Raw genomic sequence first — 17,213 nt, 5'->3', positions numbered from 1 at the left:
TCAATCCTGCAGCTGTTTCGGGTCAACCTGTTTCACCGTGGTCAGTTTTTGCACCATGGTGGAGGTCTGGCTTTTGCCGCCGAACATGTTGAATTCACTGGTGCTGCCACCACAACCGTCACCAAAGCTGAAGCCACAGCCGCCCCGTTCAGCGTATGCGTCAGGGAATGCTTCCTTTGCAAGCTCACGATGGCCGGTAGGAATCACGAAACGGTCTTCGTAATTGGCAATGGCCAGATAGCGGTACATCTCATCCGCCTGAGCTTTGGTCAGCCCGACTTCTTCCAGTGCCCGCAGGTCTTCCACGCCGTCTACGGTTTCCGCACGTTTGTACAGGCGCATGGCCATGATGCGTTTTAGCGCACGTACGATGGGCTTTTCGTCACCGGCGGTGAGCAGGTTGGCCAGGTATTTCACCGGAATGCGCAGGCTTTCGATTTTTGGCAGTACGCCATCAAACTCGACCTGGCCAGCTTCGGCAGCTGACTGAATCGGGCTCAGGGGCGGCACGTACCACACCATGGGCAGAGTGCGGTATTCCGGGTGCAACGGCAGGGCCAGTTTCCACTCAACCGCCATCTTGTAGACCGGGCTGCGCTGGGCCGCGTCGATCACGTTCATCGGCACACCGTCTTTCGTTGCCTGGGCAATCACTTCCGGGTCAAACGGGTCGAGGAAGATTTCCAGCTGTTTCTCGTACAGCTCGTGCTCGCCGGGAGTGCTGGCCACTTCTTCGATGCGATCAGCGTCGTACAGCAGCACACCCAGATAGCGAATGCGGCCTACGCAGGTTTCCGAGCACACGGTGGGCATACCGGCTTCAATCCGCGGATAGCAGAAGATGCACTTCTCGGATTTACCGGTTTTCCAGTTGAAGTAGATTTTCTTGTACGGGCAGCCAGATACACACATGCGCCAGCCGCGGCACTTGTCCTGGTCGATCAGCACGATGCCGTCTTCTTCCCGCTTGTAGATGGCACCGCTTGGGCAGCTGGCCACACACGTGGGATTCAGACAGTGCTCGCACAGGCGCGGCAGGTACATCATGAACGTGCTTTCGAACTGGCCGTAAATGTCGGCCTGAATCTGGTCGAAGTTTTTGTCCTTGCGGCGTTTGGCAAACTCGGTGCCCAGGATTTCTTCCCAGTTCGGACCCCATTCAATTTTTTGCATGCGTTTGCCGGTGATCAGCGAGCGCGGCCGTGCAACCGGCTGATGCTTGCTGTCAGCAGCGGTGTGCAGGTGTTGATAGTCGAAATCGAACGGCTCGTAATAGTCGTCAATTTCCGGCAGATCCGGGTTGGCGAAAATATTCGCCAACACCCGAAACTTGCCACCGATGCGGGGGCGGATTTTGCCGCTGGGGTCACGCAACCAGCCGCCCTTCCACTTGTCCTGGTTTTCCCACTCTTTCGGGTAACCAATACCGGGCTTGGTTTCAACGTTGTTGAACCAGGCGTACTCCATGCCTTCACGGCTAGTCCATACGTTTTTACAGGTCACTGAACAGGTGTGGCAACCAATGCACTTGTCCAGGTTCAGCACCATGCCTACTTGGGAACGAATTTTCATTTCACACTCTCCTGAACAGTGTCGTTGCCCTCGCCATCAAGCCAGTCGACGTTCTTCATTTTGCGCACCACCACAAACTCGTCGCGGTTGGAACCCACGGTGCCGTAGTAGTTGAAGCCGTAAGAGTACTGGGCATAGCCACCAATCATGTGGGTGGGCTTCGGGCAGGCCCGGGTAACCGAGTTGTGAATGCCACCGCGGCTGCCGGTAATTTCCGAGCCGGGAATATTCACAATGCGTTCCTGAGCGTGGTACATCATCACCATGCCCGGCATCACCCGCTGGCTAACCACCGCCCGCGCTGACAAAGAACCGTTAGCGTTGAACACTTCTATCCAGTCGTTGTCTTCCACACCGATGTCGCGGGCGTCGTCTTCACTCAGCCACACAATGGGGCCACCACGAGACAGGGTCAGCATCAGCAGGTTGTCGCTATAGGTACTGTGTATACCCCACTTCTGGTGCGGCGTAAGGAAGTTCAACGCCTTCTCCGGGTTGCCGTTGGGCTTGGCGTTCAGCAGCGGTGCGGCCGCTTTGGTGTTGATGGGCGGGCGATATACCAGCAGGCTTTCGCCAAAGGCGCGCATCCACTCGTGGTCTTGATAGAACTGCTGGCGACCGGTCAGCGTGCGCCAGGGAATCAGCTCGTGCACGTTGGTGTAGCCGGCGCTGTAGGACACATGCTCGTCTTCCAGGCCAGACCAGGTTGGGCTAGAGATGATTTTGCGCGGCTGCGCCACTATGTCGCGGAAGCGGATTTTCTCGTCTTCCTTGTTCAGCGCCAGGTGTGAGTGATCCATCCCGGTGAATTCAGACAGCGCAGCCCAGGCTTTCACGGCAACTTGGCCGTTGGTTTCCGGAGCCAGGCTCAGAATCACTTCACAGGCATCAATGGCCGTATCAATTTTCGGCCGGCCGGCATTGGCGCCTTCAAGGTGCTTGTGGTTCAGCTCACCCAAGAAGGTCACTTCTTTTTCAGTGTTCCAGTTGATGCCTTTGCCACCGTTGCCCAGTTTGTCCAGCAGGGGGCCAAGCGAGGTAAAGCGCGCGTAAGTGTTCGGGTAATCGCGCTCAACCGTCATGAAGTTAGGCGCGGTTTTGCCCGGAATCAGTTCACATTCGCCTTTTTTCCAATCTTTTACATCAAACGGCTGACCCAGCTCAGCGGGTGCGTCGTGCAACAACGGCACCGTAACCACGTCTTTTTGGACGCCCAGATGGCCTTCAGACGCCTTGGAGAACGCCTTGGCAATGCCTTTGTAGATTTCCCAGTCGCTGCGGGATTCCCACGCCGGATCCGTAGCCGCTGTCAACGGGTGAATGAACGGGTGCATATCCGAGGTATTCAGGTCGTCTTTTTCATACCAGGTAGCGGTAGGCAGAACGATGTCGGAATACAGGCAAGTGGTGGACATGCGGAAGTCCAGCGTTACCAGCAAATCAAGCTTGCCTTCGGGTGCTTCGTCATGCCATTTCACTTCCTGCGGCTTGACGCCACCGTCGTGACCCAGGTCTTTGCCCTGCAAACCACTCGTCGTACCCAGCAGGTACTTCAGCATGTACTCGTGACCCTTGCCGGAGGAACCCAGCAAGTTAGAGCGCCAGATGAACATATTGCGCGGGTGGTTTTCCGGGGCTTCCGGATCTTCCGAGGCGAATGCCAGTGAACCGTCTTTCAGGGACTGGGTTACGTAGGCTGGCACGTCCATACCGGCGCTTTCCGCTTCGGCGGCAAGGCCCAGCGGGTTACGGTTAAACTGCGGCGCAGATGGCAACCAGCCCATACGCTCGGCGCGTACGTTGTAGTCGATCAGGCTGCCACCGAATTTAGATTTATCCGCCAGCGGCGACAGAATCTCGCTCACATCCAGCTTCTCGTAGCGCCACTGGCCGGAGTGGGCGTAGAAGAAAGATGTTCCGTTCATCTGGCGTGGCGGGCGCTGCCAGTCCAGACCAAACGCCAGCGGCTGCCAGCCGGTTTGCGGGCGCAGTTTTTCCTGACCTACATAGTGGGCCCAACCGCCACCGCTCTGGCCGACACAGCCACACATGATCAGCATGTTGATCAGCGCGCGGTAGTTCATGTCCATGTGGTACCAGTGGTTCATACCGGCGCCGACGATGATCATCGACCGACCATTGGTTTTGTGGGCAGTCTCGGCGAACTCACGGGCAATACGGGTCACTTTGTGGGCCGGTACGCCGGTGATCTTTTCCTGCCAGGCGGGTGTGTACGGCTTGATCTGGTCGTAGTCGGTAGCGCCGTCGTCTTCACCCAGACCACGGCTGATGCCGTAGTTGGCGATCATCAGGTCGTATACGGTGACGACCAGGGCGTCTTCGCCGTCTGCCAGTTCAATTTTACGGCTGCCCAGTTTGTGGGTCAGGGTGTCGCTGATCTCAACGGATTTGAAGTGCTCGTGCTTGATGCCACCAAAATACGGGAAGGCAACGTCCACAATTTCGTCGTGCTTTTCAACCATCGACAGCTGCAGGTTCACGTCTTCTGTTTTTGCAGTTTGCTTCAGGTTCCACTTGCCTTTTTGACCCCAGCGGTAACCGATAGAGCCGTTAGGCGCGGTTAGCTGGTTGGTGGTTTCATCAATGGCAATGGTTTTCCACTCGGGGTTGTTCTCTTCGCCCAGTCCGCCCACCAGATCGCTGGCGCGCAGGAACCGGCCCGGCACATAACGGCCGTCTTCCATTTTGTCGAGCTTCACCAGGTACGGCATGTCGGTGTAGCGGCGCACGTAATCGGTAAAGTAGGCGCTGGGGTTATCAACGTGAAACTCTTTCAGAATCACGTGGCCCATGGCCATGCCAAGCGCGGCATCGGTGCCCTGCTTGGGGTTAAGCCACTCATCGGACAACTTGGCAACTTCGGCGTAATCCGGGGTGATGGCAACGGTTTTGGTGCCTTTATAGCGCACTTCGGTAAAGAAGTGGGCATCCGGAGTACGGGTTTGTGGAACGTTGGAACCCCAGGCAATGATGTAGCTGGAGTTGTACCAGTCTGCGGATTCAGGAACGTCGGTCTGTTCACCCCAGGTTTGCGGGGAAGCCGGCGGCAAGTCGCAGTACCAGTCGTAAAAGCTCAGACACACGCCGCCGATCAATGACAGGTAACGGCTTCCCGCAGCGTAAGACACCATAGACATGGCAGGAATCGGCGAAAAGCCGATGATGCGGTCCGGGCCGTGCTTTTTGGCGGTGTACACGTTAGACGCTGCAATCAGCTCGTTCACTTCGTTCCAGTCGGAACGGACAAAACCGCCCAAACCGCGGCGTGGCTTGTATTCAGCGGTTTTCTTCGGGTCTTCCACAATTGAGGCCCAGGCATCGACCGGGTCGTTAAACTGAATACGGGCGGCGCGCCAGAGCTGCATCAGATGCTTGCGCATCAGCGGGTACTTCAGGCGATTCGCACTGTACATGTACCAGGAATAACTGGCACCGCGGGGGCAGCCACGGGGCTCGTGATTGGGCAGATCCGGACGGGTACGGGGATAGTCGGTTTGCTGGGTTTCCCAGGTGACCAGGCCGTTTTTAACGTAGATTTTCCAGCTGCAAGAGCCGGTGCAGTTTACGCCGTGGGTGGAGCGCACAATTTTGTCGTGCTGCCAGCGCTGGCGATAGCTGTCTTCCCAGTCGCGGTTTTCGGTATGGGTTTCGCCGTGGTCGCCAGAAAAGGATTCACGCTTTTTGCTGAAGTAGCTCAGCTTGTCGATCAAATGACTCATGGTCTCTCTCTCCGTTTGCCGGATCGCATTAACGATTTGAGACCATTGTGTGACAACCCAATAGCGAAAGCAGCGTGGTTACTACCTCTTAACCAGCCCCTACCACCAGGGGGGTAGAAGGCACCTAGACCACTCGGGGCTGTGCGAACGAGAGCTTGCGGCGCTCACGCCGCCGGGTGTTTCGGGCGAACAATAAAATACAGACCGCCAGCATCACGAACAGCAGCATGAACACAGCAGAACGCACATTCAGCCAGGCGTTGATGGCGGCGAATACAATGGGCAACACGAATGCCACCGCAAACGCACCCAGCAGTAAAACGCCCGCCATTACCGCGGCCGCTTCACGGCTGGCCAAAATAATCATCCGCTGCAGAGCACCAATAGCTGAGCCCAAAGCTGCGCCGAGCATAATCATCACACCGCCTTCCCACACCCGCGGCAGCAAAAGCTCTAAATGATAAGAGCGCCCCACGCCCTGTATCGACAGCGTCATCGGCGGGTACGACAACACAAATAGCGCCGCCAGCGCCAACAGCAAAGCCCACATAACCACCCGGCTGCTACCTAAACGATCGGCCAGCGCGCCGCCCGCAATCTGCGCCAGAGCGCCCGGCAATACAAACCACAAAGCCTGATGCGCACCCAAGCCTACCGGCAGGCCCGAGCGTGCTGACAGGTAATCCGGCAGCCACAGAGCCAATGCAAAAAAACTGCCGGCAATAACGGAAAAATAACCACACAAATACCAAACTCCTGGCGCACAACATTTGCGCCAGGCCGCGGTATTGCTTACAAAGGATGTGGTTTGGTCGTCGGGCTCGGTGAGCATCAGAAACAGTGCCAATATCAGCAGCAGCACAATGACATAAGCCAGAGGAACGCCTTGCCAGGAGTAGGCTTGGTGCAGAAGCGGCACCAGGTAATAATTGAAACCGGCGCCAGTAATACCCGCACCAAAAACACCCAACACCAGCCCCAGCCGTCGCGGCCGGCAATGAAGGGTCACAAATTGCAAACCCGCACTGTAGAAACCACCGGCCAGGCCCAAACCGCCAGCCGCCACAATATAACCGGCAAAACTGTCGGCGAAGAACACCAGCGTCATACTTAGCGCAAGACCTGTAAGGCACCACAACATAACTTTTCTGGCACCCCACTTACCCGCAAACAGTCCTGCCGGAACCGCTAGCAATGCGCTCACCGCCATCGGCATTGCCAATAACAGGCCAAACTGAAGCTCACTCAGCTGAAAATCGTTGCGCAGAGTCACGCCGACCACTGCAAACAGGGTCCAGCAAGCGGCAGCAATAATGAAACCGGCCAGCGCTAGTGGTAACACTAACAACAGCGATGCATAGCGCTCCTCATCCCGTTCGTCATCCGGTTCGGTGCTGTCGGCCGATAGCTGTAACGCTCGGATTTCGGACGGCCCTGGCCCCACATTCATCGATTTTATCCTGTTGGCAGACGTGCCTTTGAGTGTCTTACTTTGCCTGTCTGGCGGTCAAAGACTATGATGGCTTAACAACCTCGTGGGTAGCTGTCTATCCGTAAAGAGGTAGTTGGCATTCAATCAATACCCACTCGCCACCTAAAAAACCCTATGACCTCCAGAAGTTCACTGGTTCACCGGATTGCCATCGCCGTCAGTGCGATTGTACTCACCGCCATTGTCAGTATGGGGGTCACTCTGGGGGTGTCACAAAGCATTGCCGGTAACGCCACCGCCATCAACCTGGCGGGCACTCTGCGTATGGGCGCGTATCAGTTGTTGGCGCAGGTAGCGCGACTGGAAGACCAGAATACCGCCAATGCGCGCCAGGCCCTGGACCAGATGGTAAGCCTCTACAATCAACGCCTGGTACACGCTGATATTGTCCAGTCATTACCACTTACAACCGATCACCCGCTGGCGCAACGCTACCGCGACGTAGTCAACCAGTGGAACTCCAGCGTCGGCCCCATGCTGGCACAACACCGGCCCGGAGACCCGCTAACAGACTCTATGATTAACACCACTCAAAGCTACGTGGACAATGTCGATGTGCTGGTGTCTATGCTTGAACATCGCACCGAAGCCCGCATCCGCCTGCTGGACCTGATACAGGTGATCAGTCTGGTGTTCGCTATCCTGATCGTATTGGCGTTGTTTCTGGACTTGAAAAAGCGAGTTCTACGGCCGCTACGAAAACTGGTGAGCATTGCCGAATCCGTGAGCAAGCAAGATTTTTCCCGCAAGGCCGAGCTGCGTGGCTCTGATGAGCTGGCGCAGCTCGGGTCGGCGTTTGACCAGATGACCAGCGAGCTGGCGCTCACTTACTACGAACTGGAAAGTAAGGTCCAAGCCAAAACCGAAGAGCTGGAGAAAAGCCACGCTGCGCTCGAATTACTGCATTCGTCCAGCCGCACTCTGTTTGCGAATCACAGCTTGTGCGATGGTGCAGTGCCCATGTTGAAACAGCTGGAGCAAATGCTCGGCATAGGCCCTATCAACCTGTATCTGCACGACAAAGCCTCCGCAGAGCCTGTTCAAGCCGTCACTACTGCTACCATGGTGCGCCCATTTTACTGCCGCGATCACAGCTGCAACGCCTGTCTGGTGACCGAAGAGGAACATGACGAGCTGCCAATGGCCGGCAATGACGGGCGCCGTTTGCTGCTGCCCATTCGCACCCCGGGCCAACTACTGGGCACACTGGAAGTCTGGTACCCGGCCTCACAGGAGTTGTCTAAAACCGCACGAAGGCTGTTGGAAACTCTAAGCGATCAGCTGGCCACAGCCATATTTCTGGAGCGGCAAATTACCGAAGAACAACAGCGGACGCTGGCCGAAGAACGCACCGTTATTGCCCGCGAGCTCCACGATTCCCTGGCCCAGTCTTTGTCATACCTTAAAATCCAGGTTACTCGATTGCGCAGAATGAACATGGACGGCCCACAAAAAACCGGGTATGACGCAGTATTGGACGAACTGAGCACAGGTTTAAGCAGTGCCTATCGTCAGTTGCGGGAACTGTTAGCAACCTTCCGTTTGAAGCTGGACACACCGGACCTCGGCGCCGCACTGCGCCAGACCGTGCACGAATTTTCTGAACGCATGGCCAAACCCGTCAATCTGGTGTACAAACTGCCTGCACAGACGCTGTCGCCCAATGAAGAAATCCACACGCTGCAGGTTGTGCGCGAAGCGCTGGCCAACGCGGTAAAGCACAGCAAGGCCGAGGCCGTGTGGGTTGACGTCAGTTTCGAGTCCCCGCAGGTTAAGGCTAAAATCCGTGACAACGGTCGAGGGCTACCCGACTCAGGCCAGCCAGAGAACCATTACGGCATGATCATTATGCAGGATCGCGCCCGCTCACTGGGCGGCCAGCTAACGGTTGCTAATCATCCGCAAGGAGGTGTGGAAGTGAGTTTGCATTTTATTCCCCAAGCCCGGAACCTGATCCCGGTTAAACCGGCCAATAACCCGCAAACCGCGGATTCCATTTGACGGTTTACCCCTATAAAGAGAGAGCCATGTCTGACACACCTGCAAGCATACTGTTGATAGATGATCACCCTTTGTTACGCAAAGGCATCAAGCAGCTAATTGAAATGGAACCAGACCTTGAGGTAGCAGGCGAGGCAAGCAATGCCACAGACGGTGTGCGCATTGCCCTGGAGCTGGAGCCAGACCTGATTCTGATGGATCTGAATATGCCAGATGTGAGCGGTATTGAAGCCTTGCGGCAGTTACGAGCCCACAACATCAGCTCGCGCATTATTATGTTCACGGTGTCAGACCAGCAAGACGATGTGGTTGAAGCATTGCGCGCCGGTGCCGACGGCTATCTGCTGAAGGACATGGAACCGGAAGATATGATTAACCAGCTGCACCAGGCCGCCGTAGGCAAGCTGGTCATCAGCGAACGCCTTACCTCCCTGCTGGCAGAAGCACTGCGCAATAACAAACCGCAAAAGCCGGCGCGGCCAGACTTCGACAGCCTCACGCCAAGGGAAAAAGACATTCTGAAGCTCATTGCCGAAGGTCTTTCCAACAAGATGATCGGCCGCAAACTGGACATCAGCGACGGCACTGTGAAAGTGCACGTAAAGCACCTGCTGAAAAAACTCAACCTGCGCTCGCGGGTGGAAGTCGCGGTGTGGGCCGTGGAAGAGGGTCTGCACAAGAGCTGAGCTATATCAACGCGGCACGGGCCAGCCTTGGTTAATGTAGGTGTTTCTGAACACGCCCTTAGTGGCGTGTTTGATCACCAACGGAGACATTCATGGCCCTGCACATGCCAACCTTTTTGCCGCGCCCCTCGCTACCCGCATTTCATACACTGCCAGGCATGTCACGCGCGCAAGCTGTTAGCCAGAAACTGGCCGCTAACCCGCTAATGACCGATTCACTGGCGCTAGTGAAAGAGTATTTACCCTCGCCTTCACCACTGCTGGCCGCTATTGACCAGCGCCTGCCGTTGGTATTAAAACAGCTGGTCGTCGAAGCGCCGCTGAACCGGTTGTTTGCCGAGGCCATTGCTGACGGCGAATTTGATGATTTTGAAGGGCACAGAATTCGCCTGGAGCTGAATGGAGGTCAGCCCGGTGTTACCTTTGGATTCTGGGCCGGCAGGCTGCGCATTGTAGACGGCCCAGGTGAGGCGACCATTCGGGGCTCTCTCAGCGCTTTCAAAACCTTGGCCGAACGGAATCAGGACCCAGACCAGCTGTTTTTCCAGCGCCGCCTGGTGATTGAGGGCGACACCGAACTGGGCCTGGCACTGAAAAATCTGCTGGACAGCCTGGAGTGGAAACTTAATATCCGCCAATTGCTTTTCTTCTGAAATCTTTCACTGTTGGAGCCATCAGCTATGTCAGGCAGCTTTCGCAACGAGTCATAGCGGGCGCCTGAGAGCGTGGGGGCCAAAACGGGCTGGAGTTCCGGCTTACTACGAGTCAGCAATTCGAGAGCTCGTTTCTTGCCCCTTGCTCAACCTCCAGGATACATTCCAAATGACTCGTTCTATAAAAGTCTATCAAAAAGCCCCGGTTACGGTTGGATTCTATGCCGAACCGCATTGAACCCCTCGCGAAATACTACCTCCCTGTGCGGTCCCCAGAAAACCGGAATGGGTTAGCCATCAATGCTTAATCGGTTTAAAATCCGGGTCATTAAAATAAGTGATGTATTTTCCAATCGCCCCGATCACCTTTACCGCACCATCCTGCGCATTGGCTTTGCTTTCCATCGCCGTTGAGCCTTCCATCAGGTCCACAATGATCAGGTGCAGCTGAGCATCTGCTTCAGGCTCAAGATTGCAGTTCTCAACCATGTAAGCGACTTCATTGGTGACCTTCGTGGCCAATGCAGCGTACTTTTCGCCTGCTAGTTGATTGGAATGGATAGCCTCGTAGTCTTTGTCCACGGCATTTCGGATATTAGTCATAGCCCGACTTAGCGGTGCATCGATCGCCCACTTGCTGCCGTTATCGAGCCTAAGTTCCGCCACACCGTCGCCGTGGTCATGATCGTTATTTGCCGGCGCAGCTATTGCGGTAGCCCCCAGCAAACTCAGCACCATGCCCGTGATGGTTGCAAAGTTCGAAAGTCTGGATTTGATATTCATAAAATTCTCCTGTGGGTAACACCGTGTCTTCGGCGTTAAAGGAGTATCTCAGACTCACCTTAATCTAAGCTTAAGGAAACGGATTACCGTCAATATAAAATGTCGACCGCCCTTATACTGACATCGCCCTGAAACACACGGTTGCAACCAGGCCTTTCCCCGCATCACCATCTTCAAGCGTTAGCGATGCTCCATGCAGTTGGGCTATACGCTCTACAATCGATAGCCCCAGTCCACTTCCCTCCTCACCACTGCCAAGCACACGATAAAAACGCGACACCGCCCCCTTTCGCTCTTTCACCGGAATTCCGGGTCCGGTATCAACAACCTGAAGTAATACCTGACTGCCAATCCGTTTGACTCGAACATCAATCAGTCCACCGCTCGGCGTGTAACGAACGGCGTTATCAATGAGATTTCGCACCAGAACTGCCAGCAAGGTTCGATCACCAAGGACCAACCCTTCATCATTTGCCTCGAACCCCAGGTCTACGCCCTTGCGTATCGCAACCGGTGCATGCAAGGCGACACACTCATTCACCACTGTAGAGAGTTTGACCTGGTGTTGATCAACCGGGGTTTTCTCGGGATCAAGACGCGAAAGCACAAGCAATTGTTCGATCAGATGAGCGGCACGGTCGGTACCACTGATCACCTTTTTCAACGCCTGCTCCCGTTGGCTCGTATCAAGTGCAGCATAGGCCACCTGCGCCTGTGTTTTTATGACGGCAAGCGGTGTGCGCAGTTCGTGGGCAGCATCCGCTGTAAAACGACGCTCGTGCTCAAGTAAAGCCTGCAAGCGGATAAAAAGAGCATTGAGAGCATCTTGCAACGGTAAAACTTCACGGGGGGTATCCGTGATATCGAGCGGTTCAAGCTTGTCGGGCTCACGCTTCTTTACCTCACGAGTAAAGCGGGACAGGGGCGCAAGCCCTGCACCGACAGATATCCAGATCAGTATGCCCAGTGCAGGAACCGCAAAATACAAGGGATGCAGCAGATGGGTGGCTATGCTTTCGGCAAGTGCGTTGCGTAATTCATAACGCTCGCCAACGCGCACATTACGATGACCGGCTTTGTCCCAATGGCTATAGATACGGTAGCGAGCACCATTGATGGTGGCGTTTTCAAATCCATCATACTGTGTGCCCAAGCGTTGTTCAGGAGCCGTACTTGAATTCAAAAGCAAGGTGCCGTTATGCAGCCATACCTGCAGTATGGTGTCGGTATAGTCAGGAATCTGTTGTGAGCCCATGCTTTCTAAATTCTCTGAACTCGCAACCTGCACTGAGACACGTTCAGCCGTTTTCACCAAGCGGGCATCAAGCATGGCGCCAATTTCACTGCGCGCATCAAGGTAGGTAAAGAACGCCGTCGCAATCCAGGCAAACAGCACTGATACCGCAAGAATCGCAAAAAGACGCCAACGCAATGACGACGTCATAGCCCAGACTTCTCAATCATGTACCCAACACCGCGGATCGTACGGATCAGTTGCGGGTACAGTTTTCGGCGCAAATGATGTACGAAAACTTCAATTGCATTGCTCTCGACTTCCTCCCCCCAGCCGTACAAATGCTCCTCAATTTGTGCCTTTGACATAACTCGCCCTGCGTTGAGCAATAGTGTGTGGAGAATGGCGAATTCACGTGCAGAGAGATCGACAGTGCCGCCAGACAAAGACACCGAATGACTGGCTGGATCGACTCGGAGCTCCCCGTGACTGATGATCGGTTCAGCGTATCCTTTGGAGCGTCGCAGCAATGCCCGGAGCCGTGCCTGCAACTCATTGAGATCAAAAGGTTTTACCAGATAATCATCGGCACCCGCATCCAGGCCAGCGACTCGGTCCTCCACGGCATCACGAGCAGTCAGGATCAAAATCGGTAAGATCTGCCCTCTTGCCCGGACCCGTCTCAAAAGTTCCATGCCTGATAGCCGCGGCAGGCCGAGGTCAAGAACGGCAGCGTCGTAGTTGCCCGTGGCGAGGGCCGTATCAGCCTGTTGCCCATCCAATACCCAGTCAACCACCAGGCCTGACTGGGCAATGCCGACAGCAATTCCGTCACCGAGTAGTTTGTCGTCTTCAACGAGGAGAATTTTCATACGCAGCAACTGGTAAGGTGAATGCTGTTAGCCGGAGAAGGTCCGGACCAACCCGATTGCGTCGGGAATTTTGCCAGAGTGAATGATTATCAAATCTGCCTCCGTACACTTTAGCTCCCAACGTGCTAATACTACTTAGTTGACCGACCGGAATACGCAGTCTCTGGATAAATATGGGCGCCGCCAGTACCCATGAAAGGGCGGCTGCTCTGGGGCACTCAATGAAAATGAGAACAATTCTTGACAACCTATAACATCTATTATATATGTATGTTAAATGGAAGAGGAGAATCAACAATGAACTATCAGGATATTCTCGGCTGCTACCACGACACTACGGTCGCCCAGCTCATCAACCAATGCCCCCAAACCGTTGATATATTGTGCAAGTATGTGCCTGATCTTGACGCGCATCACCAGGCCACCGTTGAGGCCGTCGCATCTATTGCCGACATCAACCCGGATCAGTTGTGCCAGGAGCTGTTCGATACGGTAATGGAACAGACACCGATTGAGACGTTAGATACAGACGTGCTGCTGGAGCTCATCCTACGCGGCTACGACGTCGGTCATGTTGAACAACTGTCGAAGCTGCACCGGCTCGCTCGAAAGATCGAGGCTGTCCACAGAACAAATCCTGACGTTCCTAAAGGCATCACGCTGGCCATTAAAAAACTGGAGCGCAGCCTCACCGCCCACCTTGAACAAGAGAACGCTCACGTTCTGAAACGAATGCTGCATGAGCAGCCACTCAATTTGGAAGCGCCGATCGCTCAGATGAACGAGGAGCATTCGCTCATTAAGTTGCAACTGCGTAAGTTGCGTCAGATGACCCAGAGCTATAGCGCTCCAGAATCTGCCTGCCGGTCGTGGCAGCGGTTTTATCGAGAACTGAAAGCTCTGGATTTCAGGCTGTCTGAGCGAATTTATCTTGAACGGGATGTGTTATTCCCAAGATTTCAGCTCTGAAGACGAGGATAAAATCATGGCGTTTAAACATTTCGCTTGTTTGTGTTCGGCGACAATTAGGATGACCGGTCGGACAGGATAGTTGACGCCGAACATGTTTGTATGGATCATCGGCTAACCTTCAAACTGAATACTTCTTTTTCGAGTGCATCAAGCCGATGCGCGGGAGTGCAACGTCATGAGTGATTTTATCGTCAGGCTATACCGCTATAACCCCGAGCAGGACGACATACCGTACAACCAGGATGTTGAGGTGGGCGACGAGTTTCGGAGCCGCATGGTGCTGGATGTACTGGAGCACCTGAAAACCCGGGATACCACGCTCACGTTTCGGCGCTCTTGTCGAGAAGGTGTCTGTGGCTCTGACGGACTCAGCATGAATGGCCGCAATGGCCTGGGTTGCATTACTGCGGTAGCGGACGCTTTGGGTAAGAAGAACGTTCTGGAGATTCGCCCACTACCAGGCATGCCAGTGATCCGCGATTTGGTGGTTGACCAAGCACTGTTCTTCAAACAATACGAACGTATTCAGCCATGGCTGATCACCGACACACCAAATCCGGCGATTGAAAGACTGCAAAGTCCGGAGGACCGCGCAAAACTTGATGGATTATACGAGTGCATTCTCTGTGCTTGCTGTTCATCTGCCTGTCCGTCTTGGTGGTGGAATCCGGAAAAGTACATCGGACCAGCAGGCTTGCTTCAAGCTAACAGATTTTTGGTGGACTCACGGGACACTGCCACCCGCGAGCGTTTGGCAAAACTGGGCGATCCGTTCAGTGTGTTTCGCTGCCGTGGGATAGGTAACTGCATGGCGTACTGTCCGAAGGGGCTCAACCCCATGAAGGCCATCGGTCACATCAAAACGATGCTGCTGCGGGAACAGATATAATCGGCCATGGCCCTTTGTTGGTTCAGATCATTTGACCCAATATCCGCCAATTGCTTCCGTTCTAACTATCTTTGAGCTCATCACGATTGCTACAGTGGCGACCTCAACAGTCGCCACCGCATGAATTATTTCCAGTAGTTATTTGCGGCCGCCACGGTTTGAAAATGAACAGCAATCACTTCCGATGCGTGTCTGGACCTTCTCGTTCCAAAGTATCGTTTTCAGCTATCTAACCTCTCGCAACCAAGCGGCGCAAGCGCGCCATCACGTCCAGGTTGTTGCTTTCCATGGCTTCCAGGGCCTTTAAAGCATCCTCTGCGCGGCCGTCATGATGAGCTCGCACAGCCTCTTTGGCATAAATGTGCACCAGCCGGTGGGGCTTTTCAATGGTTCTAAAATCCACTTGGCCCGCATACTGTTTATGGCCTCCTCCCTGATAATACCATTGCCCCAATGCGCACTCCGTGGCGTCAGGCAAGCTGTCGGCTGCCCTGTCAGAAAGGCCTGCCAGAATCTGGTATACAGTCAGCTTAATGTCGAGCTCTTCAAGATTGGCCAACTCAATTTCAGACAATACAGCGGCGTGCCCCAATGCATCCGAAGACGTACCAGCCATATCAATCAACATCAGCAACCGTTCGCGTGCGCCGTCAGCCTCTGCAGCAAGCTTTTCCATTTCTTCGCTATTAGAACGGCTGGCCCCGGCCACAATTTTCGTCTGCGCTCGGATACGCTCGATGGCTGACTCAATTTCTTGGGTAGCCTCGCCTGCACGAAGGGCAAGATTTCTGACCTCTGTTGCCACCACACTGAACCCGCGCCCATGTTCGCCAGCGCGGGCAGCCTCAATGCTCGCATTCAATGCCAACAGCGACGTTTGGTCAGAAACACCGTCAATCACATCCACCAGTGATGTAATGCTGCCAGTTTCAGATTCCAAAGAGTCCATATCCCGTGCCGAGCTGGCAGCACTATTGCGGGCATCTCCTAGTCTTTGCACCAGCGATACCATCCGGTCTCTTACTTGTCCGGATTCATCTCGTGTCCTCAGCGCCTCACTGCGGCGAGACCCCAGAAGCTGCGACAATTCACTGAAAGAACCCTTCAGTTCTTTCAGTGAATTGCCAAACTGGCCTAGCCCTGCCATCAAACGTCGGCTCAACGCCTGCTGCGTTTTTACCTCCTCTAGCGCGCTGGCTTCTGCTTCGAACCGGAGTTCAAGAAGACGCTTGTCTTCGTTGAGCTGCGCCACACTGTTATGTACCGCAGACAACTCCAGCTCAAGCACTTTAGCCCGCTGTTTGTACTGCCAAAAAAACATGGTGAGGCTCCGACAACAAAATAGATTTATATTATATACATGTTTTAGGCGCAGCGTAGGGAAATTTAATGACGCTTTATAACATCGGTGCCCAAAGCCGATCCGCTACCAGATCCATCCCCGGTTTGCCGTACCAGTAGCCGTTACAGGGGGGCGCTTCCACCAATTGCAGTGGGTCAATATCTGGCATTTCACCCCGGCGCACCTGATCAAAGCGCTGCACCACCTCAGCCATACCTTGGTACTCCGGGCTCAAGCGCACGGTATCAACACCCATGGCGACCATATCCGGAAGCTCCCGCAACAAATCATAACGGGCGCCAGACAAGGTAGACGTGCCGTTCAGGCGAAACAGCTCCTGGGCTTCACGGGACCGCAATTCCAAACCATCCGGATGCTGAAGGCAGCGGAATTCACAGTTGTCTTTTGGCAGGTTGTAATGGCGTGCGGTAAAGCAGCGCGACGACCAGGCCAGCGGCAAAAAACCCCAGGCAAACACTTCAGCCGGCAAATCCAGGCCTTCGGCTTTTAACTCTGCAATCAACTCGACCAGAGTTTCACGGCCCAACTCCACGGGCAGGTTCCATCCCTTCAAACCCCGCTTTGCCAGCACCTTCAAGGTCGCAACGTTGTAAATATTCAGGCCCGGCCCCGTTACAAAGGGCAAATTATTGCTACTGGCCAGCTGCAGCGCGCTTTGGTCATTGGCTTCAATCAGATAATCCTGTTGACTGCAAATGCGGCGCAGCAGGCGCAGGTCGGCTTCGGATTCAATCAGGGTTTGGGTAGACAACACCACCTGCTTGCCGGCGTCTTTCAGCACGCCCGCGATGTCTAGCCAGTCGGCGAGTTTCAGTTCGCGGCGGCGGGCGCATACGGTTTCACCCAGGTACACCGTATCTACCGGCCATTCCGCAGCGTTGGCGTAGAAATCAAACACGGTTTGCCGTGACCAAAACCAAAGTACAGGGCCTAATGAGAGTTTGAGCATAGAATAT

The 17,213-nt window shown here is 54.7% G+C and carries 13 protein-coding genes and 1 pseudogene; 5 read left to right on the top strand and 9 right to left on the bottom strand.

The window, feature by feature from the left end:
• The 3 genes from narH to ATI45_RS19065 all read right to left on the bottom strand — a co-directional run bounded on the left by narH (position 1) and on the right by ATI45_RS19065 (position 6,762).
• On the bottom strand, positions 1–1,572 hold the full coding sequence (gene narH / locus ATI45_RS19075) for a nitrate reductase subunit beta (RefSeq protein ID WP_098421181.1): 1,572 nt from the start codon (positions 1,570–1,572) through the stop codon (positions 1–3).
• The gene (locus ATI45_RS19070) at positions 1,569–5,312 is read right to left on the bottom strand and encodes a nitrate reductase subunit alpha (protein ID WP_098421180.1); all 3,744 of its coding nucleotides are present in this window, start codon (positions 5,310–5,312) and stop codon (positions 1,569–1,571) included. The genes narH and ATI45_RS19070 overlap by 4 nt, the downstream gene beginning before the upstream one ends.
• 124 nt (positions 5,313–5,436) lie before the next feature.
• Positions 5,437–6,762, bottom strand: coding sequence for an MFS transporter (locus ATI45_RS19065; protein WP_098421179.1), 1,326 nt, complete (start codon positions 6,760–6,762; stop codon positions 5,437–5,439).
• Positions 6,763–6,918: 156 nt separating this feature from the next.
• Between ATI45_RS19065 and ATI45_RS19060 the strand changes: the two genes are divergently transcribed.
• From ATI45_RS19060 to ubiT, 3 genes are all read left to right on the top strand, one after another.
• On the top strand, positions 6,919–8,805 hold the full coding sequence (locus tag ATI45_RS19060) for a histidine kinase (protein ID WP_098421178.1): 1,887 nt from the start codon (positions 6,919–6,921) through the stop codon (positions 8,803–8,805).
• 26 nt (positions 8,806–8,831) lie between these two features.
• Positions 8,832–9,491: a two-component system response regulator NarL gene (narL, locus tag ATI45_RS19055; protein WP_098421177.1), complete on the top strand. Its 660-nt coding sequence runs from the start codon at positions 8,832–8,834 to the stop codon at positions 9,489–9,491.
• Between the two features lie 92 nt (positions 9,492–9,583).
• Positions 9,584–10,144, top strand: a complete 561-nt coding sequence (ubiT, locus tag ATI45_RS19050; protein ID WP_098421176.1) for a ubiquinone anaerobic biosynthesis accessory factor UbiT — start codon at positions 9,584–9,586, stop codon at positions 10,142–10,144.
• A gap of 297 nt (positions 10,145–10,441) precedes the next feature.
• Here the strand turns inward: ubiT and ATI45_RS19045 are convergent, their stop codons facing one another.
• From ATI45_RS19045 to ATI45_RS19035, 3 genes are all read right to left on the bottom strand, one after another.
• A complete protein-coding gene (locus ATI45_RS19045; RefSeq protein ID WP_098421175.1) occupies positions 10,442–10,927 on the bottom strand; it encodes a hypothetical protein in 486 nt (161 codons plus the stop codon).
• Between the two features lie 112 nt (positions 10,928–11,039).
• On the bottom strand, positions 11,040–12,371 hold the full coding sequence (locus ATI45_RS19040; RefSeq protein ID WP_098421174.1) for an ATP-binding protein: 1,332 nt from the start codon (positions 12,369–12,371) through the stop codon (positions 11,040–11,042).
• A complete protein-coding gene (locus ATI45_RS19035; RefSeq protein ID WP_098421173.1) occupies positions 12,368–13,033 on the bottom strand; it encodes a response regulator transcription factor in 666 nt (221 codons plus the stop codon). Before ATI45_RS19035 ends, ATI45_RS19040 begins: the two co-directional genes overlap by 4 nt.
• Before the next feature lie 297 nt (positions 13,034–13,330).
• On the opposite strand from ATI45_RS19035, the gene ATI45_RS19030 reads away from it, so the two are divergent.
• Positions 13,331–14,002 carry a hemerythrin domain-containing protein gene (locus tag ATI45_RS19030; protein ID WP_179888434.1) on the top strand — a complete coding sequence of 224 codons (672 nt, stop codon included), beginning with the start codon at positions 13,331–13,333 and terminating at the stop codon, positions 14,000–14,002.
• 178 nt (positions 14,003–14,180) lie between these two features.
• On the top strand, positions 14,181–14,894 hold the full coding sequence (locus tag ATI45_RS19025) for a succinate dehydrogenase iron-sulfur subunit (RefSeq protein WP_098421171.1): 714 nt from the start codon (positions 14,181–14,183) through the stop codon (positions 14,892–14,894).
• Between the two features lie 125 nt (positions 14,895–15,019).
• On the opposite strand, the pseudogene ATI45_RS23355 reads toward ATI45_RS19025, so the two are convergent.
• The 3 genes and pseudogenes from ATI45_RS23355 to ATI45_RS19015 form a co-directional block, all read right to left on the bottom strand.
• Positions 15,020–15,079, bottom strand: a pseudogene (locus ATI45_RS23355) (hexameric tyrosine-coordinated heme protein); the annotation flags it as partial.
• Between the two features lie 44 nt (positions 15,080–15,123).
• The gene (locus tag ATI45_RS19020; protein ID WP_098421170.1) at positions 15,124–16,215 is read right to left on the bottom strand and encodes a methyl-accepting chemotaxis protein; all 1,092 of its coding nucleotides are present in this window, start codon (positions 16,213–16,215) and stop codon (positions 15,124–15,126) included.
• Positions 16,216–16,291: 76 nt separating this feature from the next.
• Positions 16,292–17,206: a U32 family peptidase gene (locus ATI45_RS19015; RefSeq protein ID WP_098421819.1), complete on the bottom strand. Its 915-nt coding sequence runs from the start codon at positions 17,204–17,206 to the stop codon at positions 16,292–16,294.
• Positions 17,207–17,213: the final 7 nt, after the last annotated feature.

It is taken from the genome of Marinobacter sp. LV10MA510-1, from assembly GCF_002563885.1.
In the GTDB taxonomy this organism is placed as follows: domain Bacteria; phylum Pseudomonadota; class Gammaproteobacteria; order Pseudomonadales; family Oleiphilaceae; genus Marinobacter.
Note: the sequence above shows the minus strand (reverse complement) of the source record. Positions and strands in the feature narration are given on the sequence as shown.

Bases quoted from the DNA above. Each gene is read 5' to 3' on its own strand.
- ATI45_RS19030 (WP_179888434.1), top strand. From the start codon at position 13,331: ATGAACTATCAGGATATTCTCGGCTGCTACCACGACACTACGGTCGCC.
- ATI45_RS19035 (WP_098421173.1), bottom strand. From the start codon at position 13,033: ATGAAAATTCTCCTCGTTGAAGACGACAAACTACTCGGTGACGGAATT.
- ATI45_RS19015 (WP_098421819.1), bottom strand. From the start codon at position 17,206: ATGCTCAAACTCTCATTAGGCCCTGTACTTTGGTTTTGGTCACGGCAA.
- narH (WP_098421181.1), bottom strand. From the start codon at position 1,572: ATGAAAATTCGTTCCCAAGTAGGCATGGTGCTGAACCTGGACAAGTGC.
- ATI45_RS19060 (WP_098421178.1), top strand. From the start codon at position 6,919: ATGACCTCCAGAAGTTCACTGGTTCACCGGATTGCCATCGCCGTCAGT.
- ATI45_RS19040 (WP_098421174.1), bottom strand. From the start codon at position 12,371: ATGACGTCGTCATTGCGTTGGCGTCTTTTTGCGATTCTTGCGGTATCA.
- ATI45_RS19070 (WP_098421180.1), bottom strand. From the start codon at position 5,312: ATGAGTCATTTGATCGACAAGCTGAGCTACTTCAGCAAAAAGCGTGAA.
- ATI45_RS19020 (WP_098421170.1), bottom strand. From the start codon at position 16,215: ATGTTTTTTTGGCAGTACAAACAGCGGGCTAAAGTGCTTGAGCTGGAG.
- ubiT (WP_098421176.1), top strand. From the start codon at position 9,584: ATGGCCCTGCACATGCCAACCTTTTTGCCGCGCCCCTCGCTACCCGCA.
- ATI45_RS19025 (WP_098421171.1), top strand. From the start codon at position 14,181: ATGAGTGATTTTATCGTCAGGCTATACCGCTATAACCCCGAGCAGGAC.
- narL (WP_098421177.1), top strand. From the start codon at position 8,832: ATGTCTGACACACCTGCAAGCATACTGTTGATAGATGATCACCCTTTG.
- ATI45_RS19045 (WP_098421175.1), bottom strand. From the start codon at position 10,927: ATGAATATCAAATCCAGACTTTCGAACTTTGCAACCATCACGGGCATG.
- ATI45_RS19065 (WP_098421179.1), bottom strand. From the start codon at position 6,762: ATGAATGTGGGGCCAGGGCCGTCCGAAATCCGAGCGTTACAGCTATCG.